Origin of the sequence: Arthrobacter sp. NyZ413 (assembly GCF_049390645.1) — a bacterium.
In the GTDB taxonomy this organism is placed as follows: domain Bacteria; phylum Actinomycetota; class Actinomycetes; order Actinomycetales; family Micrococcaceae; genus Arthrobacter.
In genome coordinates, this window is sequence record NZ_CP155434.1 from 2,012,913 (window position 1) to 2,035,300 (window position 22,388).

The window sequence follows — 22,388 nt, forward strand, 5'->3', positions numbered from 1 at the left end:
GGTGGATTCCCTCGCTGCGGGCGGGGCGGGTTTTTGTTATTTTTCCGTGGCGGGGTTGGTTGTGAGGTTGTGTGTGGTGGCGGTTGGGTAGGCAGCGACGGCGGTTTTTTCTTGTTCGCTTTGGTGTAGTTCGTCGAGTTCTTTGAGGGTGTATTTGCCGGTTTCTTTGGCGGTGAGTGCGGAGATGCCGGCGAAGAGCATGAATCCGAGTGCGACCATGGAGGGGCCGGTCCATCCTTTGAGGTCGGCGCCGGCGAGTGCGGTGGCGAGGACGGGGCCGATGACGCCGGAGATGGCGAAGCCGATTTGGGTGCCCAGGGCGAGTCCGGAGACGCGGAGGCGGCCGGGGAACATTTCTGCGAAGAAGGAGGGCCAGGAGGCGTTGACCATGGAGTAGAAGAAGGAGTAGTTGATGATGCCGAAGAGGAAGATCAGGGTCCAGTTGCCGGTGGTGATGGACCAGAGGTAGGGGACCATGGTGATGCCGACGCCGATGGTTCCGCTGAGGAACATGGTTTTGCGGCCGATTTTGTCGACTAGGAATCCTGCCAGGGGGGTGATGGCGAGGGCGATCACGGCGGAGACGGTGGTTGTCAGGAGCATGGTGGGTTTGTCGAGTTTGTATCCGGCGGTTCCGAAGGCGACGGAGAAGGTCTGCATCATGTAGCTGGTGCCGGCGATGAGTGCGCAGAAGATGATCCGGAGTACGGCGCGCCAGTGGAAGCGCAGGAGGTGTTTGAGGGGGGTGATGTTTGCTTTGGTGGCTTGGGCCTGGATGAATTCTGGTGGTTCTTGGACGTGGCGGCGGATGAGGTAGGCGGCGACGACGACGAGGGCGGAGAACCAGAAGGGGAGTCGCCAGCCCCAGCTGAGCAGTTGTGCCGAGGGCATGGCGGAGATCGGGATGAAGACCAGCAGGGTGAGCAGGGTGCCGGAGGCTGAGCCCAGGGTGGTGAAGCTTGCGATGAATCCGCGGCGGTGGTCCGAGGCGTGTTCCAGGCTCATGGTGATGGCGCTGGGTTGTTCGCCGGAGAGGCAGAGTCCTTGGATGACGCGGATGGCTACGAGCAGGATTGGTGCGAGGGAGCCGATCTGGGCGTAGGTGGGCAGGCAGCCGATCAGGAAGGTGCAGCCGCCGATGCCGAACAGGGTGAGCATCATGACGAATTTGCGGCCGTAGCGGTCGCCCATGGGTCCGAGGATGAGGGAGCCGAGGGGGCGGACGGCGTAGCCGACGGCGAAGGTGATCAGGGAAAGCAGGACGCTGATGCCCGTGGGTAGTTGGGGCGAGAAGAAGAGGACGTTCAGGATCAGCGCCGACGAGGTGCCGTACACCGCGAAGTCGTAGTATTCCAGTGTCGTGCCGATCCAGGCGGCGATTGCCGCCCTGGCCGGGGTCTTCTTTGGAAGTATGGTTTGGGTCATTTCGTCTCCATGGCGATGGGTGAACAGCGGCCTACCGGTACACGCGGGCTGCGGAAAAGAGAGTTCGAGCGTGAACTCCCTCGAATGACCATCGTGTGCTTTACGGCTTGCCGACTGGTCTCAGACATCAAAGTAACGTTTGAGGCGTGGGTCACACAAAGACTGTTTTGATGTGCCAACATAGCGATCCCTTATGGCCAGTTCCTTCGCAAGACGGCAGACGCTGGGTGACTACCGGGCTCGGAGGAGCTCGATGAACTCGTCGGCCATCGATATTTGTTCCTCGAGTTTGGCCCGGCGCTCCATGGCCTGTTCGATGAAACCGTCAAGTGCGGCACGGACCGCGAGATTGGCCGAGCCCGTATTGGCTGCCTCAAGGCTGTCAATGATGCGCAGAAGCTCGGCCATTTCCTCCAGCGCGAAACCGAGCGGCTTCATTCTGCGTATCAGCATCAGGCGGGTGAAATCGCGCTCTGTATAAAGTCGGAAGCCGCCCACGGTGCGGCCTGAAGGTTTGAGGATACCGACGTCGTCATAGTGGCGGATGGTCCGCAGCGACATCTGCGAGCGGCCTGCCAGCTCGCCAATGTGCATGGTCGCGACGACCTCTTCCGCCGTCATCTCTTTCGTCATGGCACCAACCTAACTCAACCCTTACGTTAAGGTAGGGTTGTCGCGGACTTGGAATTTCCGGTCCGCTCTTTCCCCTTCCGTTGGCGGTCACGCAAGGTTGGAAAATCCTGCGCAATGGGGCGCTCACAACGTCACCGCCAGCCGCCCTCCCCGGAGAGCCAAGCCATTGGAGCCGCACTTGGCAACGCCCGAAAGCCAACCCATTGTCCATAACCAGGTCACGGTGCTGGACGCCCTGCGTTCACCGCGGTTGCTTTCCCGCGAAATTCTCGCGGGCATGGTCACGACCCTTGCCCTGATCCCGGAAGTCATCTCATTTTCGATCGTGGCTGGAGTGGATCCGATGGTCAGTCTCGTCGCGTCGATTGTCCTGACGATCACAATGTCGGTCCTGGGCGGACGCCCGGGCGTCATCACGGCGGCAGCCGGGTCCGTGGCCCTCGTCATCGCCCCTTTGGTCCACGAATACGGCGTCCAATACGTACTCCCGACTGTGGTTCTTGCCGGGATCATCCAGATCGTCTTCGGCTTCGCAGGCCTTGCCAGGCTCATGCGGTTCATTCCGCGATCTGTGATGACCGGATTCGTCAATGCCTTGGGCATCCTGATATTCACCGCCCAGGTTCCGCACATCCTCAACGTTCCTTGGCTGGCCTACGTCCTGTTTGCCCTCACGCTCGCGATCATTTTCCTCGTCCCGCGCTTCACGACGGTGGTTCCCTCACCCCTGGTGGCGATCATCATCGTTACCGCGGTCGTTATCATTGCCGGCCTCGCCGTGCCGAACGTCTCGGACGAAGGGTCCCTGACCGGTTCGCTTCCCGGCATCACGCCATTCGTTGTCCCGTGGGATCTGGCGACTCTGCAATTGATCTGGCCCACCGCTTTGAGCGTCGCCTTCGTTGGGCTTATGGAGACCTTGCTGACCGCGAAACTCGTCGACGAAATGACCGAGACTCCTTCCCACAAAGGGCGCGAGTCCTGGGCCCTTGGCGTCTCGAACATTCTCGGCGCGTTCTATGGCGGGATCGCTGGCTGCGCGATGATCGGCCAGACCGTGCTGAACGTCAAAACAGGACGCGCCCGCACCCGCATCTCCACAGCCGTCGCGGGCCTCTTTCTGCTGGCTTTGGTCACGGGCCTCAGCACGGTCATGGAACAAATCCCGATGGTTGCACTCGCGGCAGTCATGATGGTCGTCGCCATCACGACCGTTGACTGGCACAGTGTCAAACCCTCAACCCTGAAACGGATGCCGCTGCCTGAGACTACCGTGATGGTCGTTACCGTCACGGTAGTCGTCCTCACCAACAACCTGGCCACTGGAGTGATTGTCGGAGTCGTGCTGGCTATGGTCCTGTTCGCGCGACGCGTTGCCCACGTCATCATAGTCCGCCGCACTGTTGCAGCCGACGGCGCCGTCGCGCACTACGAGATAAGCGGGCCCCTGTTCTTCGGTAGCAGCAATGACCTCGTCGACAAGTTCTCCTACTCCCAGGATCCAGGCCGAGTCACCATCGATCTAAGCCGGGCCCAGATTTGGGATGCGTCATCAGTCGCGGCGCTGGACTCCATCGAGAGCAAATACAACAGCCACGATGTCACCGTGAGCATTGAAGGACTCGACGAACGAAGCACCGGATTCCACCGGCGCCTTACCGGCTTGTTCAACACCTAGGTTCAGCTTCTGCCAGGAACGCCGCCTGGCGAGTCCGACGAACGGTGACTACCTGATCTGCTTCATGCAACAAGAACGTCCGGGTGCCTCAGCACCCGGACGTTCTTGTTGCGAAGCCTATGCCCCTTTGTTTGATGCGACGGCGTCAACTGCCAGTGCATCCGGAATATCGTTGGTTATGTCGGCAGATGCAACGCCAAGGCCAGGCCGGACAGGATCCGGCGCAAGCTGCACGGTTTCAGAAGCTTCGCTCCGCGCCGAGCCAGCTGTTGGATTGACTGGTACCGTGGCGGCGTGCTCGGCGAGGACTCCGGTCTGGTGCCTGATCTTGAAGCGGTACAGCAGGAACCCTCCTACGGTGACTGCGGCGACGAAGATGACCCCGCCCCACTGCAGGTACCACTCGAACGGCGGCACCGAGTTGTAGATTTCCGTGCGCGGCCAGATCAAGTTCAGGGTCATGGCACCACCCCACAGGACCGCCAGGATGTTCACGGGCAGCCCCCATTTGCCCATGCTGAATCCGGCTTTCGAACCATCATCGAGCAGCGGCCACTTCCGGGCGAGCCGTTTGCGCAGCATGGGAACGGTGACCAGCAGGTAGGACAGGTAGATCAGGACGATGCTGATGCTGGAGAGAATCGTGAAAATCGCGGGCTGCGTAATGTTGACCAGCAACGGAATCACGGCCAGGATGCCGATCACGATTGCTGCAACTGTAGGGGTCTTGCGCACCGGATCCACCTTGCTGAGCTGCCGGCTGAAGGGCAGGTTGTTGTCGCGCGCCATGGCGAACATCATGCGGATGGCGGCGGCGTGGACGGCCAGTGTGCAGACCACCACGGCCACCACGATGCACACGAGGAACGCCTTGCCGAAGGGTCCCCCGAGGACGGCGAGCACGATGTGCTGCAGGCCGCCGTCGGCAGCTCCCAGCTTGGGGTCGCTGAGGTCCGGCGCAGCCAGGATGCCGAAGAGCAGGATCAGCCCGCCAAGCAGGAAGGAAGCTGTGACGGCCCGCAGAATGGCTTTCGGTGCAGTGCGCTTTGGATCCTTTGTTTCCTCCCCGAGTGAGCTGGCGGTATCGAACCCGTACATGACATATCCGGAAGCCATGGCGCCAATGAGGAACACGCCGAAGAAGCCGAGGTCGTGGCCTTCGCCGAATCCGGCAGTGTTGAAGAAGACCTCCGGGCCCCGCACCACGTGCCATCCCAATGCGAGGACCAGCAGCACGGCCGCGATCAGCTCGACGAAGACGCCGATGCTGTTGATTCGGGTCATGAGCTTCACGCCGAACGCGTTGATGAGGGTGGAGATGGTGATCATGATGGTGGCGAGCAGAACCCCGTTGAGGGCGAAGTCGTAGGTGCCGGTGCCGTCGCCGACGATCTGGAAGCCGGACCAGAGCTGAGGCAGGGTGATCTGCAGGGCCAGTGCCACCGACCCCAGCGTCATGATGGACGACAGCAACAGCAGCCATCCGGCCAGCCACGCAGAGGTCCCGGAGGCGAGCCGTTTGGCCCAGTTGTAGACCGAGCCGGCAACGGGGTAGCGGCCTGCCAGTTCGGCAAAGCACAGTGCCACCATCAGTTGGCCGACGAAAACGAGGGGCCAGGACCAGGCGTAAGCCGGCCCGGCCATGGAAAAACCAAAGTAGAACAGTTGAAATACACCGGTAAGGATGGAGATATAGCTGACGCCGGCGGCGAAGCTGGCGAATTTGCCGATACTCCGGTCCAGGGTCTGGGCATAGCCGAATTCGTCCATGCCGCTTGAATCAGTACTCTTGTTGGGTTCCAACATCTGACCTCCTAAGTCAGAAAAGCATGTTGGTGATTTCCCGGCGGCCCCCATTGGACGCAGGGAAATCACACTGCTGAATCGACGGGCGAGTACCGCGTTGCAGTGCCCGCCAGTCGCCCCCATGGCTTATGGCTAGCCGCCGAAGATTCATGGACACACGCCGCCTGACTCCGTTGTGTGCGGCGTGGTCCATATGTGCGGGCTAGTCGGTGGTGAACCTGTGTTCAAGGCTTGTGAATGAACAGATGTTCAATGGTAATCGCGCCTGGTTGTGGCGATTTATGTGAAGCCGGCAGCCGATCAGGCAAAGACGGCGCGGAGTTCTGCCTCCGCGGTCAGGGATTCACAGGCTTGGTTGGAGCGGATGAGGTCCGCGCAGCGTTCCCCGATCATCATGACGGTGATATTGGGGTTGACGGTGACGTGCTCCGGCATGACCGAGGCGTCCGCGACGCGCAAGCCGGTGACGCCCTTGACCCTCAGTTCGGAGTCGAGCGGCGACATGATGTCCTCGGCCGGGCCCATGCGCACAGTGCCGACGGGGTGGTACACGGTGTTGTGCGTCTTGCGGATGTAGTCCTGCAGCTCCTGGTCGGTCTGGGCCGCAATGCCGGGAGACAGCTCCCGGCCGGTCCATGCGGTCATTGCCGGCTGGGCAGCGATTTCGCGCGCCTTGCGGATGCCGGCAACCATGACGCGCATGTCGTGGCCCTCGGGATCGGTGAAGTACCGCGGGTCGACCATGGGCTTGTCGCGGAAGTCGCGGCTGCGCAGCCTGACGGTCCCGCGGGAGCGGGCATGGGTGACATTCGGGGTAAGGCTGAACCCGTTCTCCGTGGTGGGGTAGCCGTGCCGAAGGGTATTCATGTCGAAAGGGACAGAGCCGTAGTGCATCATCAGGTCCGGGCGGTCCAAGCCGTCTTCGGTGGGGGTGAAGATGCCGATTTCCCACCATTGGGTCGACGCCTGCACCATTGGCTGCTTGGCTTCGAACTGCACGACGCCTTCGGGGTGGTCCTGGAGGTGCTCGCCGACGCCGGGGGAGTCGACCAGGACTTCGATGCCGTGTTCGGCCAGGTGCGCGGCCGGGCCGATCCCGGAAAGCATGAGCAGCTTGGGCGAATCGATGGCGCCGGTGGACAGGACCACCTCGCGGCGCGCTGAGAGCCGGAAGGTCCGGCCGAACGCCGAATCCACGACGTCGACGCCGGTGCACCGCTTGTCCGCATCGAACACTAGCTGGCGGGCACGCAGTCCGGTGAGCAGGGTGAAATTCGCGCGCTCGACGATCGGGTGGATGTAGGAAACCGAGCTGGAGGATCGGGTCCCGTCCGCGCGGCGGTTGATCTGGAAGAAGTTGGCGCCGTTGACCACCGTGGTGCCGTTGTTGAACTTCGCACGGGGAATGCCTGCTTGTTCGCAGGCGTCCAGGAGCGCCACGCCGGCCGGGTCCGCCGGGGGCACGTTCATGAGGTGCACGGGACCGGAGTCGCCATGGTGCGGCGCGTCCGGGCCGGCGTCCTCGTTCGTTTCCAGCCGCCGGTACAACGGCCAGGCGGCCTCGGCGTTCCAGCCTGTGGCGCCGTATTTGGATTCCCACTCGTCCAGGTCTTCGCGCGGGGCCCAGAACGCGATGCAGGAGTTGTGGCTGGAGCAGCCGCCCATGACCTTCGCGCGTGCGTGGCGCATGAAGGAGTTGCCGTTCTCCTGCGGTTCGATGGGGTAGTCCCAGTCGTAGCCTGATTCCAGCAGTTCCATCCAGCGGTCCAGCTGCAGGATCTCGGCTTTGCCGCGGTCGTCCGGCCCGGCCTCCACCAGCGCCACGGACACGGCCGGGTCTTCGCTTAGCCTCGCGGCGACCGCGGCGCCGGCGGATCCGCCGCCGATGACGATGTAGTCGAACTCCCGGTCGTTGAGGTCCTCGATGTTGTCGTAGTGCATCTAGTTCTCCTTGCTGTTGTCAGCGAACCAGCCGGTGACCTGCGGGCTGGTGTTCTGGTAGATGTGTTTGGCTTCCTGGTATTCAGCCAGGCCGCTTGGGCCCAGCTCGCGGCCGACGCCGGACTGGCCGAAGCCGCCCCACTCGGCCTGGGGAAGGTAGGGGTGGTAGTCGTTGATCCAGACGGTGCCGTGCCGCAGCCGGCCCGCCACGCGCTGCGCCTTGCCCGCATCCTGGGTCCAGACGGCACCGGCCAGGCCGTAGACGGTGTCGTTGGCGGTCGCCACGGCCTCGTCCTCGCTTCGAAACGTCTCGACGGTTACCACCGGGCCGAACGCTTCATCCACGACGACGGACATTCCCCTGCGCACGCGGTCCAGGACGGTCGGCTGGTAGTAGAACCCGGCGTCGTACTTCTGCCCGGCAGGTGCCTCGCCGCCGCACCGCAACCGCGCGCCCTCCTCCACGCCGCGCTGGACGTAGGCATGGACCTTATCGCGGTGGGCTGCGGAAATCAGCGGCCCGGTTTCGGCCGCTTCATCGAAGGGGCCGCCAAGGCGGATCTCCTGTGCGCGCCGGACCAGCTCGTCGACGAAGCGTTCGGCGATCGATTCCTCGACCACCAGCCGCGCGCCGGCGGAACAAACCTGTCCGGAATGCACAAACGCGCCATTGAGCGCATTGTCGACGGCGGCGTCGAAGTCCGCGTCGGCGAACACCACGTTGGGGTTCTTGCCGCCGAGCTCCAACGCGATCTTCTTGACAGTGCCGGCGGCGGCCGCGGCGATCCGCTTGCCGGTCTGCAGCCCGCCGGTGAAGGAGACAAGGTCGACGGCGGGGTGTTCCGAGAGCGGTGCGCCGGCCTCCGCGCCGGGCCCGGTGACGAGGTTCGCAACGCCGTCGGGAAGGCCGAGATCCTGCAGCAGCTGCATGGCCAGGATAGCGGTGGACGGAGTCAGTTCGGAGGGCTTGAGGACGAAAGTGCAGCCTGCGGCCAGCGCGGGCGCGATCTTCCAGGCTGCCTGGAGCAGCGGATAGTTCCATGGCGTGATCAGGCCGCAGACGCCCACCGGCTCGTAGGCAATGCGGCTGACGACGGCGGCGTCGCCGGCGTCGACAATGCGGCCCGCCTGCTGCCCGGCGAGCCTTCCGAAGTATTCGAAGCAGGCTGCGACATCGTCCATGTCGATCCGGCTTTCGATGATCCGCTTTCCGGTATCCAGCGACTCGGCACGGGCAAATTTCTCGCGGTGTTCGCGCAGTCCTGCGGCCACCTTGAGCAGGAAGGCGCCTCGCTCGGGCGCCGGGACCGCAGCCCAGACGCCGGAGTCGAAGGCCTCACGGGCCGCAGCTATGGCGCGCTCGGCATCTTCCCGGCCCGCTTCGGAGACCGTGGCGACCAGTTCGCCGTCGGCCGGGTTCCGGATTTGGCGCACTGAGCCGGATCCGGCCGGCTCCCACGAGCCGTTGATGAACAGGGTGGATGCGGTATCGGTCATAGGGTCTCCTCCAGTAGGACGGCGAGGGATGGCTGCCGGTCTCCCACCCGGCGTTGGGCGGGATGGTTTCGACGGCCTGGCTCGATGTGCTTGGCCACGCGGAACTGGTCCGGTGTGGCGTAAGTCATACATGCAGGTTAGTAGAGTTTGAACAAGTGTTCAAGGGTTCGCATGAACAAATGTTCAAACTTCGCTCGGGCTTAGGCGGAACGGTAGAGGGGGCTCGGGAGGAAAGAGCTGGAAATGGCCTGCCAGCCGCGCGGGTAAAAGGTCCTTCGGCGGGTGTGGGCTTTATTCTGCAGGAGCGAAGGCGATGTGCTCCGTGCGGGCGATACTTCTTTGGATGGCTTCTTGGTCTATGCCGAGGAGCGAAGTCAGCCACATGCCGTTTTGTATGACGACGATGTCGTCGGCTCGCCGCCTGCATTCATCCCGGGAGAGCTCGGGTTTGGCGCTTCCGATCAGCGCCGCGAGCCCGTCCAGGTATCGGTCGAACGCGGCCGCGTTGATCATCGCAAAATCCTCGTCGGCTTGCGCGAGGGCCCAAAGATGGAGACGCAGGGACAAGTACCGCGTTGTCAGGAGTTCCGCGGCGGCAACCCGCTTGAGGGCCTTGCGTAGCTGATCGTCCGCGGACGAAGTGGGGTCGGGCGCGACGAGCATGAGGTCGTGTTCGTCCATTCGCTGCAGGGCAGCCCGGATCAGGCTCGACTTGTCCTCGTAGTAGTAATTCACCAGTCCAAGGGCGACGCCGGCCTCCCGCGCCACGGCGCGCATGTTGACGCCTGAAATGCCGTGGCGCGACAGCAGGTCCAGTACGGCTTCGAGAATGCGCGACTGCCTGCCGAGCTGTTCGCCGGAGTTAACGGTGCTTGTATCCACCCGGCCAGACTATTGGGAAACCCAGGCTGGTGCATCTCGCTGACCAGCGAAGTCACAGAGCGCGGCAAATTCGGCCCGGTGTCCCTTGTAGCTCGGTGTCCCTTGTATCCGGGGGCGGCTGAGCCGTTTCCCGATGCGAGGCACGTCGGCTGCGTTCATGAAGCCAGAACGGCCGTGGCGCCGCGCAGGCTTGCTGCGAGGGCGAGGGCGATGGCCTTGAGTTGTTCCTTGCCTCGGCGCGGGAGCCCGTCAAGATCGGAAAGCCGGTCGTCGGTGGCTGAGGAAAAGATGGCGCTGACCCAAGCGGTAGCGCAGGCCTTGATCCGCTCGGCATCCGCGATGTCGGGAAGGCATTTGCGCAACACCGCGGCGGTATCGCGTTCCAGGCCCGTTCGGAATTTCCGTAGTTGGGCACGCACGGTCGGGTGCGTGTCAGCCTCGCGCCAGAGGATCACACGAAGAACGATGGATTTGTGATCGCTGAGGTTCAATGCGTCCAAAGTGCCGATGAGTCCGGCTGCGGGGTCTCCAGGAATTGCCAGCCGATCGGTGTCCAGCGGCATGGCGGGCAGACGCTCGGCCATGAGGGCCACCAGCAGATCGGATTTGACCGGAAAATAATAGAAGAGGAGACCCTTCGCGACGCCGGCGGATTTGGCGATCAGGGCCGTCGAAGTGCCCTTGAATCCGTGTTCGGCAATGAGGTCCTCGGCGCAATCCAAGATCAGTGTCCGGGCATCGCCGCGGGCATCAAGGTTTTCCGGTCCCTGAACTGTTCTCACTGTGGCCTCCGTTGTTTGCAATGCGGTCTAAGGGGTCGGAGGAATCCAGGCCCCTTAAACGGATTGCTGTGGGCATGGCACTCGGACAAGGGGGCCGGTGTCATGCCATGTTTATGCGGCTGCTGGCCGGTGGTGCTGGCCTTCGTGCATCTTCATGACCGAGGGCAATGCCCAGGCCGTGGCGATGATCGTGACGGCGCCGCACACAAAGGCGGTGATTGCCATTCCGGTCATGCCGGTGAATCCAAGCACCCACGGTGCGACAAAGAGCAAGATTCCCAAAACTCCTTGGGCATATTCCACCGAAAGCAGTCGCGGCATTGCCAGATCGGCCAGTCCGGCAAGGAGTGTGAGAACACCCAGCACGATCAGTGTTGCGGTCGTCTTTCCAGTGGTCGGTGTCCAGATCGGCGCTAAGGCGGCGTACAAACCAGCGGCCACTGCCACCCAGTTCTGCCATTTGGTCCACGGCTTCATCAAACTCATCTCCCTATGAATAGTTCATTGGCAATTCCGGTCTACGCCTGATTGACCGCCCGGTCAATAGGCCAAGCAGGGGCGGCAGATCGGGCAGGGCGGGCCTCACTGCGTCGGTGCATCCTGTGGCCGCCCTGCCGTTTCGAACAACAAGACCAAGGACATGTAACCGACGAACATGATGGACGCGGCGGTGATTCCCAGGAATTGCCGCAGGCCCGCTGTCGAGGGCACGTAGAGGGTCGCCGCCACGACGAAGCCGCCGAGCGTCAGCCACCTCCATGGCCGTTTGGAGAGGGCCAGGTCTTTGTGGCGGCCGGAGAAACCCACGACCCATGCCCGGCGAAGCGTGATGACGGCGGCCACGGCTGCGGCGACCGTCGTCAAGATGAACTCGCCCCGGTACAGCACCGCCTGGATGACGACAAGGACCCAGGCGGTCCCGACCATCAACGCAGAAGCGAGTGCGAGAATCCTGCGCGTCGTCGTCCCGGGGGCATTGGCGGACGATGAAAGCTCTGTCATGGGATCCGGTCCTCGTGCCGGGCGCTGTAGTTGGCGAAGACTTCAGGATCCCGCCGCGCGTAGCGGAGTGCCTTGCGCCGACGAAGCTGGCGGCCACCCGCAGCCTGGATCCAAGGTGATATTCGGACATGAAAATGGCGAAGACAAGAGGGATTGGTACCTGACTTCGAGCTCACGACCCCGGTTTGTGCGGGAGGATGGGGCGATGACTGAAGTTCACCTCAGCGGACAGCTTGTGTGCAGCGACACGAACGAGCTTGCCGCCGTCGTCCTCCACCTCCCCAACCATGTCGCGCTGACCCGTGCTGAAGCCGGGTGCATCTCCTTCCATGTGTCCCGCACCGGGAATCCCTTGGTGTGGCAGGTGGAGGAGCGGTTCCGGGACGCAGAGGCGTTCCATGCCCACCAACACCGGGCAACGAACAGTGATTGGGGCCGGGCCACCGCCGGGATTGAACGCCGTTACACGGTCGAGGGGCTCTGAGTAAGCAGCTGCCGGTCAGGTTCCGGGCTGCCGCGGGCACGGCACGTGGTGCCGCGCCCGCGACGTGTTGACGGTCAGTGGACTGGCCGGGTCCGAAGCCAGGCGAATTCCTGCGGGGGGAGCGTGATGCCGTCCGTTAAGGGGATTGTCCGCCCTGTCAGAAGGTCGACGGCGCCGCTTTCGAACCCGGAGAGCGTCGCGGTAGCGATGTGCTGTGGGGTATCCGCGAAGTTCGCAAGGATGAGGACGGTGCAACCGTCACCGGGTCGCTGGTAGCCCAGGACATGCCGGTTATGCGTGGTGAACCCAACGAGCCGGTTCCCCGAGAGTTCGGGCGTCTTCGCCCGAACCTCGAGCATCTTCGAAAGCCGTGAGAAGATTTTTCCTGCCACCGTGGCCGGGTCATGGCGGTGTTCATAGGGTTCGGCGGGGTATCGGGGCCTGTGGACCCAGCGGCTGTCGGCCTCATGTCCGGGTTCCAGCGCGTAGCCGGCGTCGTTGAGTTGACCGACCTCATCGCCGAGGTAGATGAGCGGGATCCCGCCTGTGGTGAGGGCGATCGAATGGAGCAACATGATGCGGCGTATCGCCTCGGCAGGGTCGACCTCGAGCCCGCACAGGGATGCCGTTGTGCCCGAGATCCGGCAGTCTCCCGTGCGCGGGTTGTCCTGGAAGGGCACACCGCGGGCGAAGCTTCCCGGAAACCGGTTCGTGTAGAAGGCGTTGAGGAAGCGCCGATGGTCGAAACCGTTGATCCCAAGCTCCTCGGCGTCCTCGTCCGCGAAGGTCCAGCCGATGTCATCGTGGCTGCGCACGTAGTTCACCCAGGCGGTGCCGGCAGGGAGATTGTGGCGGCGCTCGAGGGCTTGGGACAGCAGCGACGCGTCACGGGTGGCCAGCGCCTCCCAGCCGAGGGCCATCTCAAGTGGATTGTAGGAAAGCTGGCATTCGGCGGGGTCGATGTACTGGATGACTTCGTCCGGGTGGACGATGGCCTCGGATTTGAACAGCAGCGACGGCGCGGCGAGACGGCACACGGCATTGAACGCCTGGAGCAGCACGTGCGCTTCAGGCAGGCTTTCGCAGACGGTGCCCAGTTGTTTCCAGATGAACGCCACGGCATCCATGCGCAGGACCTCGACACCCTGGTTTGCCAGGAAGAGCATTTCGCCGGCCATGGCGCGGAACACCGCCGGGTTCGAATAGTTCAGGTCCCATTGGAACGTGTGGAAGGTGCACCAGACCCACCGCCCGTCCGGCTGCTGCACGAAGGATCCCGGGTGGTCGTCCGGGAAGATCTCCCGCACGGTGCGTTCGAAAGCGTCAGGCATGGTCCGGTCGGGGAAGATCCAGTAGTAGTCGGAGAACCCGGGGTCACCCTCGGCGGCGCGCCGGGCCCATTCGTGCTCGTTCGAGGTGTGGTTGAAGATGAAGTCCACCACAAGGCTCACACCGTTGGCCCGCAGTTCCGCCGCCACCTCCCGCAGCTCGGCCATTGTCCCGATTTTCGGATCCGTTTGGCGGTAACTCGAGACAGCGTAGCCGCCGTCGGAGTTCGGTTCCGGAGCCAGGAACACAGGCATGAGGTGAAGGTAATTCAGGCCGAGCTCCCTGAAGTAGGGAATGCGGGATTTGAGGCCAAGGAGATTTCCGGCGTAGCGGTCCACATAGCAGACGCCGCCGAGCATCCCTTGCGCCTGGAACCAGTCAGGATCCGATTCCCGCCGGGCATCGAGGTCCTTCAGGTCCGCGGGCCGGTCCTGCCAGGACAAGGCGCAGGCGGCCACCAGGGACGCAAGGTGCCCGGTCCAATCCTCCCGCTCTCCGTAAAGTGAACGGAAGAGCCGCTCCAGCTCGGGGAAGTGTTTCTCGAACCGTCTGCCGAAGTCTTCCCACGCCGCTCCATCGCGGTGAAGCCCCGGAACCGATTCGAGGAAATCAAAGACCTGCCGCCCTGTCATCTGGCCGTCGCTAACCTTGCCTTCCACAAGACCTCCTTGGCTTGAAATTCGAATAAGAACCGTCTGGTCCTGCGACCGGGTCAGGGTGCGTCGGTCTGTGTCGCGTCATTCACCGTATGACCTGCGCCACATAATGTGCAAGCGCTTACATAAATGACCCGCCTCTATTAAGGGAGTGACGGTATGGTCAGGGGATGAACCGGTAGCCGATTCCTATTTCGGTAATGAGGTGCCTGGGGTTGCCTGGTTCGCGTTCGAGCTTGCGTCGGAGCTGCACCATGTAGACGCGCAGGTAGTTGGCTTCCGTGGAGTAGGCCGGACCCCAGACTTCATTAAGGAGTTGCTGCTGGGTGATCAGTTTCCCGGGGTTGCGGACGAAGAGCTCCAGAATCCGCCATTCGGTGGGGGTAAGGCGGACGTCTTGCCCGTCGCGGGTGACCCGGCGCATGGACAGGTCGGCTGTGAACGAGTCGGTGACGAGCACGGGTGGTTCTTCGCCGGTTTCCGTCGTGCGGCGCAGGATTGCGCGGAGGCGGGCCAAGAGTTCGTCGAGCCCGAACGGCTTGGTGATGTAGTCGTCGGCGCCGGCGTCGAGGGCGTCGACTTTGTCGTCGGAGCCGTGGCGGGCGGACAGGACCAGGATCGGCACGCTGCTCCACGACCGGAGCCTGCTGATGACGGCGGTTCCGTCCATGTCCGGCAACCCCAGGTCAAGGATCAGGGCCCCGACCGGGTGCCGGGCGGCTGAGCGCAGGGCCGATTCGCCGTCGGGCGCGGTGGCCACGGTGTAACCGTGGGCCTGCAGGGTGATCTTCAGCGCTTTGACGATGTGGGGATCGTCGTCCACGACCAGGACGCTGCTCATCTCGCCTTCACGGGGGCGCCGCCCGTAGCGTCCGACGGCGGTGTGTGGCGGCGTTCGAACATCACCGATTGTGCCTCCAGGGGTGCTTGCGCTTCTTCGTGGGGGAATGGCGCCCCGGTGGACAGGGGCAGCCGGATGACCATGGTCAGCCCGCCGCCCGGGGTTTCTTCCGCGGTGAGTGTCCCTCCCATGGCCTCGGTGAATCCTTTCGCCACGGCCAGTCCAAGTCCAACGCCGGTGGTCGCCGGGACGTCGTTGAGCCGTTGGAACGGTTGGAACATCCTGAGCACGCTTTCGGCGGGGACCCCTTGGCCGTGGTCGATGATGCGCAGTTCCCCGGACGGTTTGCCGTCCAGGCTCGTGGAGCTGAGTCCGCCGGCGGCACCAACGAGGACGACGTCGGAATCGGGTGCGTATTTGAGGGCATTTTCGACGATGTTGGCGATGACGCGTTCCAGCATCCCGGCGTCGGCGTCGATCTCGGGCATATTTCCGGGAAGGTCCACGCGCACCCGCCCGGGCGGGACGCCGTGCAGGGCGGCCGGGATGACTTCATACCAGCGCACTGGCCTGATGAGCGCATTGACTGAGTCGGAGGTGATGCGGGACATGTCCAGCAGGTTCCCCACAAGGACGTCGAGCCGGTCGGAGCATTCGTCGATGGTTGCGAGCAGTTCCTGTTCCTCCTCCGGCGTGTAATGGACGGTGCTTTGCCGCAGGCCACCGACGGCGAGTTTGATGCCCGCCAGCGGTGTGCGCAGGTCGTGCGACACCGCGCGGAGTATCGAGGTGCGCATGGTGTTGCTCTCGGCAAGCCGCCGGACTTCACGACGGCTGGCCGCCAATTGCCGGCGTTCGAGCTGGGCCGAAAGATGCGCGCCAAAGGCGCCGAGCAGTCTCCGGTCGCTGGCTGGCAGGATGCGGCCGGAGAGGACGAGCCGGGTTCCGGCGTCGAGCTGTTCTGTGTTGTCGCCGCCGTCGGGAGAGATCGACGCCGTATCCCCGGCTTGGGCGAGAAGGCGCCACGTGCCGATTCCGCCGGTATTCCGGGCAACGGAGCCGCCCGTTACCCGGAAGAGCGCGGCCCCGCGCATCTGGAAGACGTCGAGCGCCTGTTTCAGGAGCCCTTCGACGGTGTCTTCGGCTGCCGACGCTCCGCGGGTAAGGTCTCCGAGGGTGGTGGCTTCGGCGCGTGCGCGGGCCGCTTCCTTGGATCGCCTGGCCGAGACATCGACGACGGCGGCCACCGCGGCCGAGACCCCGACGAAGACCAGCAGGGCCAGGATGTTCTCGGGGTCGCTGATGGTCAGCGTTCCCACAGGCGGGATCGAGAAGTAGTTCACCAGCAGGCTGCTGAAAAGCGCGCCAAGCAGCGCTGGCCACAATCCTCCGACCAAGGCCACGGCCACTGAGCCGGTCAACTGCACGAGCACGGCCGTAGCGATGTTGTGCGAAGGACTCACAGCGAGGAGAAGCTGCAGGGCAACGGGGAGGAGGATGGCCATGATGAAGCCGGTCACCACACGGGTGCGGCCCAGGTCTCCTTGCCGGGTCCGGTCGACGCCCCGGCCACCCAAGGGATGGGAGACCATATGGACGTCGATGTCCCCGGAGTCGCGCACTACCCGGGTGCCGATTCCCCGCCCGGCCAGCCTCGCCACCAGGGAGCGGTGCCGGGAAATTCCGACGACGATCTGGGTTGCGTTCACGCTGCGGGCAAAATCGAGCAGGGCCTTGGCAGGGTCCTCGCCGGCTACCGTGTGGTAGCTTCCGCCCAAGTCCCGGACCAGCAGACGTTGGGCTTCGAGTGCCTGTGGCGATTCCGTGGCGACTCCGTCGGCGGCCCGGACGTGCACGGCGAGCAGGTCTCCGCCGTTGACACGTTTGAGGATCCGGGCCGCCCGGCGGATCAGGACGTCCCCTTCAGGCCCGCCCGTGAGGCCAATGACGATCCGTTCGCGGGCCGGCCAGCTCGCATCGATCCCCCGTTCCGAACGGTACTTCGCGAGTCCTTCGTCCACGCGGTCGGCCAGCCAGAGCAGGGCCAATTCGCGCAGTGCTGTGAGGTTGCCGAGACGGAAGTAGTTGGAGAGCGCGGCGTCGATCTTGTCCGCCGCATAGATCTTGCCGTCGCCCAGCCGTTGCCGCAGCAGCTCCGGCGAGATGTCCACAAGGTGGATTTGGTCGGCACGCCGCACGACGTCGTCGGGCACTGTTTCTGCTTGCCGGACGTCGGTAATGGCGGTGACAACGTCACCAAGCGACGCCAAATGCTGCACGTTGACGGTGGAGAGGACGTTGATGCCTGCATTGAGCAGTTCCTCGACGTCTTGCCACCGCTTTTCGTTGCGGCTTCCGGGGATATTGGAGTGGGCGTATTCATCGACGACGGCGATGGCCGGCTTGCGTGCCAACACGGCGTCGACGTCCATCTCGTCGAACGCCGTGTCCCGGTAGGCGATGGTGTGGGACGGGATGACCTCCAGGCCGTCGATCAAAGCGCGGGTGTCGCTGCGCCCGTGATCCAGGGCGAACGCCACAGCGACGTCTTCACCTCGTCCGCTCAGCCTGTGCGCCTCTTGGAGCATGGCGTACGTCTTTCCGACGCCGGGAGCGGCCCCGAGGAAAATGCGCAGCGTTGCCCGTGCCATGTGGTCATTCTTTCACTTGTTGAACGTGTCGGTTCCTTGCCGCGAGCCGGTGCCTCGCAGGGGAGGCTGTTGCGCTCATTTGGCCGGTGCCGCTGTTGCAACGTCCAGGTTCAGTTCCGTGACGTTGACGGACGGCTGCCCCAGGAAAGCCTCCAGCCCGGTGACGGTACGGCGGTCAACCATGGCCTGCACCGCCGAGGGACTCAGCCCATGTGCTTTTGCCACCCGAGGCACCTGAAGGCGGGCGTAGGCGGGGGAGATCTCCGGGTCCAGCCCGGAGCCGCTGGCCGTCACGGCATCGGCGGGGACGTCGGACTCCTTGACGCCCTCGGCGGCGGCGATGGCTGCGCGGGCCGCCTTGACGGCGTCGAGCAGTTTGGGGTCATTTGGCCCTAGGTTGCTGGCGGCGGATGCGCCCGGGTCCCATTTGGCTGCGGACGGCCGTGCGTGGAACCACAAAGGGCTCTGGGTGCCGGAGTTGTCCGCTGAGACCTGCGCAATCAGGGCCGAAGCAGCGGGCTTTCCGGCCGAGTCCTTGATGATCGAGCCGTTTGCCTGGAACGGCGCGATTGCCTGGCCGATTCCGAAGATTGCCAGCGGATAGAGCAATCCAAGGACGACGGTAGCCAGCAGCAGGAACCGCAGCGCGGTCCACGCCTGGCGGAGGTAACCGGGAAGGGTGTTCATAGTGGTCTCCTAGCCGATGCCGGGGATGAGGGAGATCAGCAGGTCGATGAGCTTGATCCCGATGAAAGGCGCGATGAGTCCGCCGAGCCCGTAAATCAGCAGGTTCCGCGCCAAAGCTTGGTTTGCCGAAACAGCGCGGTATTTGACGCCGCGCAGCGCGAGCGGAACAAGGGCGATGATGATCAAGGCGTTGAAGATCACGGCGGACAGGATCGCCGAGGACGGCGATGCCAGGCCCATGATGTTCAAGAGGCCAAGCCCCGGGAACGTCCCCGTGAACAGCGCCGGGACGATGGCAAAGTACTTCGCGACGTCGTTCGCCACCGAGAACGTGGTCAGCGCTCCGCGGGTGATCAGTAGCTGCTTGCCGATGCCCACAATGTTGATCAGCTTGGTGGGGTCCGAGTCCAGGTCCACCATGTTGGCGGCCTCCTTCGCGGCCGGAGTCCCCGAGTTCATGGCGACCCCTACGTCCGCCGCTGCCAGCGCAGGGGCATCGTTGGTGCCGTCACCGGTCATCGCCACGAGCCTGCCGTGTGACTGCTCGTCCTTGATGACGGCCAGTTTGTCTTCCGGAGTGGCTTCGGCAACGAAGCCGTCGACGCCGGACTCCGCTGCGATCGCCTTGGCCGTGATGGGGTTGTCGCCCGTGATCATCACCGTCCGGATGCCCATCCGCCGCAGTTCGGCGAAGCGGGCATGCATGCCCGGCTTGACCACGTCGGCAAGGTGGACGGTCCCGAGGACCCGGGCTCCGCCGTCGTGCGCAATGCCGGCAACCAACAGTGGGGTGCCGCCTTGAGCGGAGATTTCCTGCACCTTGTGATCGACCTCGGCGGGCGTTTGGCCGCCTGCCTCTGCGACAAACCTGGCGACGGCGGCTGCGGCGCCCTTGCGGATCTTCCGGCCGTCAAGGTCCAGTCCGCTCATGCGGGTGCTGGCACTGAACTCGACCACAGCGAAGTCTTCCGAACCCTTCACGAGTTCGGCCAAGTCCGGTCCACCGATGCCCTTTTCCTCTGCAAGTTCCACGATTGAGCGGCCTTCGGGCGTCTCGTCGGCCAGGCTGGAAAGCCGGGCGGCTTCGATGAGTTCCTCCCGGTCGACGTCGTGCGCCGGGAAGAAGTTGACGGCGCGGCGGTTGCCGTAGGTGATGGTGCCGGTCTTGTCGAGCAGGAGCGTCGTGATATCTCCGGCCGTTTCGACGGCGCGGCCGGACGTGGCCAGGACGTTGTGTTGGACCAATCGGTCCATGCCGGCAATGCCGATTGCCGGAACGAGCGCACCGATGGTGGTGGGGATCAGGCAGACAAGCAGTGCCACCAGGACAATCGGCGACGGCGTTGCGCCCGCGAGCGACGCGAACGGGGCCAGGCTCATGGTGACCGCGAGGAACACGATGGTCAGGGAAACGAGGAGGACGTGGAGGGCGATTTCGTTGGGGGTCTTCTGCCGGACGGCGCCTTCGACGAGTTTGATCATGCGGTCGATGAACGTTTCGCCCGCCTCGGCGGTGATCCGGACGGCGATGCGGTCCGAGAGGACTTTGGTGCCGCCTGTCACTGAGGAACGGTCGCCGCCGGACTCGCGAATGACGGGTGCTGATTCGCCGGTGATCGTGGATTCGTCCACGCTCGCCAGGCCTTCGATGATCTCGCCGTCGGAGGGGATGACGTCCCCGGCTTCGCAAATAACGACGTCGTTCTTCCGCAGTTCCGTCCCCGGAACCTCCTTGAGGGTGCCATCCGCGAACCGAAGCCTGGCAACCACGCCAATCCGGCTGGCGCGCAGGCTATCTGCCTGAGCCTTGCCACGGCCTTCCGCGATGGCTTCGGACAGCGTTCCGAAAAGCACGGTCAGCCAGAGCCAGACCGTCACCGCGATGCTGAAGACCGCCGGTTTGAGGATGCAGATGACTGTGCAAAGGCCCGCCCCGACCAGGACTGTGAACATCACGGGGGAGTGGATGATCTGGCCGGGAGCAAGCTTGCCTACGGCAACGGGCAGGGCAGTGCGGAGGCTGGCTAGGTCAAGTTTGGCCGGTGCCTTGGTGTGGTGCTTGTGTTCCCCGGGCGTGCCCAGGGGATTGCCGTCCGCGTAAGTCTGGGCGGTGTCCTTGGCGAATGCCGTGCCGGACTTGGTCATTTGAGGAGTCCTTCTGCGAGGGGGCCCAATGAAAGGGCCGGGAAGTAGCTCAAAGCGGTCATGATGACCGTGACACTGAGCAAGAGGGAACCGAAGAGCCAACCATGGGTCGGGACTGTGCCGGACGACGCCGGGATCTTGGGTTGTTTTGCCAAGGAACCCGCCAAGGCCAGCACCAGCACGATGGGCAGGAACCTGCCGAGCAGCATGGCAAGGCCCATTATCGTGGACAGGTACGGTCCCGAGGTGGTGATCCCTGCAAAGGCCGAGCCGTTGTTGTTCGCCGCCGATGTGAAGGCGTAGAGCACTTCGCTGAACTGGTGCGGTCCCGTGGCAGGAGCGTTGGCCACGGCATCGGGCAGCAGGACTGTGACCCCGGCGGTGGCCAAAACGATGACCGGGGTCACCAGGATGTACATCGCGGTGAGCTTCATTTCCCGCGGACCGATCTTCTTGCCTAGGAATTCGGGGGTGCGGCCCACCATGAGCCCGGCGATGAACACCGAAACAATGGCAAGGATGAGCAGGCCGTAAAGCCCTGACCCGGTGCCGCCCGGGGCTACCTCGCCGAGCATCATGTCGACCATGGCCACGCCGCCAGCCAGGGGCGGGAGGGAATCGTGCGCGACATTGATGGCGCCCGTTGAGGTCAGGGTGGTGGCCGTAGCAAAGATGGCACTTTGGGCCGCGCCGAGGCGCTGTTCGAAACCTTCGCCCAAACCGCCCGCGGCTGCCGTCGCGGTACCTTGAGCGCCGGAAACAGCCCAACCCATCAGGACCGTCGAAGCGAGCCAGAGCGTGCCCATGGCACCTGCCACCGTGTAGCCCTGCCGTTGGTCACCCACCATGCGGCCGTAAGCGTAGGGCAAGGCAGAAGGGATGAGCAGGATCAGGAAGACCTGGAAGAGGCTGGTGAAGACGTTCGGGTTCTCGAACGGGTGGGCGGAGTTGGCATTGAAATAGCCGCCGCCGTTGGTGCCCAGGATCTTGATGGCTTCCTGGGATGCGACCGGACCGCCGGGGATCGTCTGTGTGATACCCGCTGCCTGGTTGGTGACATCGGTGGACCAGAAAGTCTGTTCGACGCCGCCGATCAGCATCGCGATCGCCGCGAGGACAGCCATCGGAAGCAGCACGCGGAAAGACGCACGGGCGAGGTCCACCCAGAAGTTCCCCAGCCTGTCCGTGCGGGTTCGCGCGATGCCGCGGATAAGTGCCACCACCACCACGATTCCGACGGCGGCAGACAAGAAGTTCTGGACGGCCAGCAGGCACATCTGCACGAAGATGCCCATGGTGGTCTCAGGGGTGTAGACCTGCCAGTTGGTGTTGGTGGCAAAAGAGATGGCCGTATTCATGGCGGTCCACGGATCTACGCCAGGCAGGGAGTTGCTTCCGGGCAGGACGCCTTGGAGGCGCTGGAGCAGGAAAACCACAAGGATGGATACCGCAGAGAAGACCAGGACGCTGCGCAGGTAGATGGACCAACCCTGTTCCGTGTTTTTGTCGACTCCGGCCAGCCGGTAGAAAACCATTTCGACCCGCGTCGATTTAGCGCCTTCAAATACACCGGCGAGATAAATGCCTAGCGGTTTGTGCGCCAAAACCAACAGCAGCAAAAGGACGGCCACCTGGGTGATGAAGGAGGCGGTGTTGAAAACCATGCGGGATCACCACTTTTCCGGATGGATCAACACGGCCAGAAGGTAAACGAAGAGACACAGGCCCGCAATAAACAGAACCGCCCACATGACGACGTCAGCGCTCATTGCCCGTTCACCGGCCCGTCGCCGTCGACAATTCTTCCCAAGAGGTGGGCTATCCACATCACGATCCCCATGGACACCACGAAGATTCCCACAACAGCCAGGTCGGCCACTGGAACGTCCTTTCATCCGCGCCCCGTTTGCGGGGCTGCTGCCAGTCAACTCCCCGTCAGATGGCGAAAA

Annotated in this window: 19 protein-coding genes; 2 read left to right on the plus strand and 17 right to left on the minus strand. The window is 63.7% G+C overall.

The annotated features are described in order from the left end of the window. Positions 1-36: 36 nt before the first annotated feature. Positions 37-1,425, minus strand: a complete 1,389-nt coding sequence (locus ABCW42_RS09465) for an MFS transporter (RefSeq protein ID WP_423184592.1) — start codon at positions 1,423-1,425, stop codon at positions 37-39. A 231-nt stretch (positions 1,426-1,656) separates the two neighbouring features. After that, positions 1,657-2,058: a MerR family transcriptional regulator gene (locus tag ABCW42_RS09470; RefSeq protein WP_423184593.1), complete on the minus strand. Its 402-nt coding sequence runs from the start codon at positions 2,056-2,058 to the stop codon at positions 1,657-1,659. Positions 2,059-2,236: 178 nt separating this feature from the next. Here ABCW42_RS09470 and ABCW42_RS09475 point away from each other — a divergent pair, with 178 nt between their 5' ends. Beyond that, entirely contained in the window at positions 2,237-3,736 is a 1,500-nt protein-coding gene (locus ABCW42_RS09475; RefSeq protein ID WP_423184594.1) for a SulP family inorganic anion transporter, read from the plus strand. A gap of 117 nt (positions 3,737-3,853) precedes the next feature. Here the strand turns inward: ABCW42_RS09475 and ABCW42_RS09480 are convergent, their stop codons facing one another. The 8 genes from ABCW42_RS09480 to ABCW42_RS09515 form a co-directional block, all read right to left on the minus strand. Next, positions 3,854-5,542 (minus strand): APC family permease, encoded by a 1,689-nt coding sequence (locus ABCW42_RS09480; RefSeq protein WP_423184595.1) that lies wholly within the window; start codon positions 5,540-5,542, stop codon positions 3,854-3,856. 300 nt (positions 5,543-5,842) lie between these two features. Then, a complete protein-coding gene (locus tag ABCW42_RS09485; protein ID WP_423184596.1) occupies positions 5,843-7,483 on the minus strand; it encodes a GMC family oxidoreductase in 1,641 nt (546 codons plus the stop codon). After that, positions 7,484-8,980 (minus strand): aldehyde dehydrogenase family protein, encoded by a 1,497-nt coding sequence (locus ABCW42_RS09490; RefSeq protein WP_423184597.1) that lies wholly within the window; start codon positions 8,978-8,980, stop codon positions 7,484-7,486. Continuing rightward, positions 8,977-9,108, minus strand: a complete 132-nt coding sequence (locus ABCW42_RS09495) for a hypothetical protein (RefSeq protein WP_423184598.1) — start codon at positions 9,106-9,108, stop codon at positions 8,977-8,979. The genes ABCW42_RS09490 and ABCW42_RS09495 overlap by 4 nt, the downstream gene beginning before the upstream one ends. Before the next feature lie 163 nt (positions 9,109-9,271). Next, a complete protein-coding gene (locus tag ABCW42_RS09500; RefSeq protein WP_423184599.1) occupies positions 9,272-9,862 on the minus strand; it encodes a TetR/AcrR family transcriptional regulator in 591 nt (196 codons plus the stop codon). Positions 9,863-10,017: 155 nt separating this feature from the next. Further along, positions 10,018-10,644 (minus strand): TetR/AcrR family transcriptional regulator, encoded by a 627-nt coding sequence (locus ABCW42_RS09505; protein WP_423184600.1) that lies wholly within the window; start codon positions 10,642-10,644, stop codon positions 10,018-10,020. A 111-nt stretch (positions 10,645-10,755) separates the two neighbouring features. After that, positions 10,756-11,130 carry an SPW repeat protein gene (locus ABCW42_RS09510; RefSeq protein WP_423184601.1) on the minus strand — a complete coding sequence of 125 codons (375 nt, stop codon included), beginning with the start codon at positions 11,128-11,130 and terminating at the stop codon, positions 10,756-10,758. Positions 11,131-11,226: 96 nt separating this feature from the next. Beyond that, the gene (locus tag ABCW42_RS09515) at positions 11,227-11,646 is read right to left on the minus strand and encodes a hypothetical protein (RefSeq protein WP_423184602.1); all 420 of its coding nucleotides are present in this window, start codon (positions 11,644-11,646) and stop codon (positions 11,227-11,229) included. Between the two features lie 205 nt (positions 11,647-11,851). On the opposite strand from ABCW42_RS09515, the gene ABCW42_RS09520 reads away from it, so the two are divergent. Further along, complete coding sequence (locus tag ABCW42_RS09520; protein WP_423184603.1) at positions 11,852-12,130, plus strand: putative quinol monooxygenase; 279 nt, start codon at positions 11,852-11,854, stop codon at positions 12,128-12,130. 74 nt (positions 12,131-12,204) lie between these two features. Here ABCW42_RS09520 and ABCW42_RS09525 read toward each other — a convergent pair whose 3' ends face one another. From ABCW42_RS09525 to ABCW42_RS09555, 7 genes are all read right to left on the minus strand, one after another. Then, a complete protein-coding gene (locus ABCW42_RS09525; RefSeq protein ID WP_423184848.1) occupies positions 12,205-14,091 on the minus strand; it encodes an alpha-amylase family glycosyl hydrolase in 1,887 nt (628 codons plus the stop codon). Positions 14,092-14,278: 187 nt separating this feature from the next. Next, positions 14,279-14,956, minus strand: coding sequence for a response regulator (locus ABCW42_RS09530; protein WP_423184604.1), 678 nt, complete (start codon positions 14,954-14,956; stop codon positions 14,279-14,281). After that, positions 14,953-17,607 carry a DUF4118 domain-containing protein gene (locus ABCW42_RS09535; protein ID WP_423184605.1) on the minus strand — a complete coding sequence of 885 codons (2,655 nt, stop codon included), beginning with the start codon at positions 17,605-17,607 and terminating at the stop codon, positions 14,953-14,955. Before ABCW42_RS09535 ends, ABCW42_RS09530 begins: the two co-directional genes overlap by 4 nt. 75 nt (positions 17,608-17,682) lie before the next feature. Next, complete coding sequence (gene kdpC, locus ABCW42_RS09540) at positions 17,683-18,294, minus strand: K(+)-transporting ATPase subunit C (protein ID WP_423184606.1); 612 nt, start codon at positions 18,292-18,294, stop codon at positions 17,683-17,685. Positions 18,295-18,303: 9 nt separating this feature from the next. After that, positions 18,304-20,439: a potassium-transporting ATPase subunit KdpB gene (kdpB, locus tag ABCW42_RS09545; RefSeq protein WP_423184607.1), complete on the minus strand. Its 2,136-nt coding sequence runs from the start codon at positions 20,437-20,439 to the stop codon at positions 18,304-18,306. Further along, positions 20,436-22,103, minus strand: a complete 1,668-nt coding sequence (kdpA, locus tag ABCW42_RS09550; RefSeq protein ID WP_423184608.1) for a potassium-transporting ATPase subunit KdpA — start codon at positions 22,101-22,103, stop codon at positions 20,436-20,438. The genes kdpB and kdpA overlap by 4 nt, the downstream gene beginning before the upstream one ends. A gap of 6 nt (positions 22,104-22,109) precedes the next feature. After that, positions 22,110-22,208: a potassium-transporting ATPase subunit F gene (locus tag ABCW42_RS09555; protein WP_423184609.1), complete on the minus strand. Its 99-nt coding sequence runs from the start codon at positions 22,206-22,208 to the stop codon at positions 22,110-22,112. Positions 22,209-22,388: the final 180 nt, after the last annotated feature.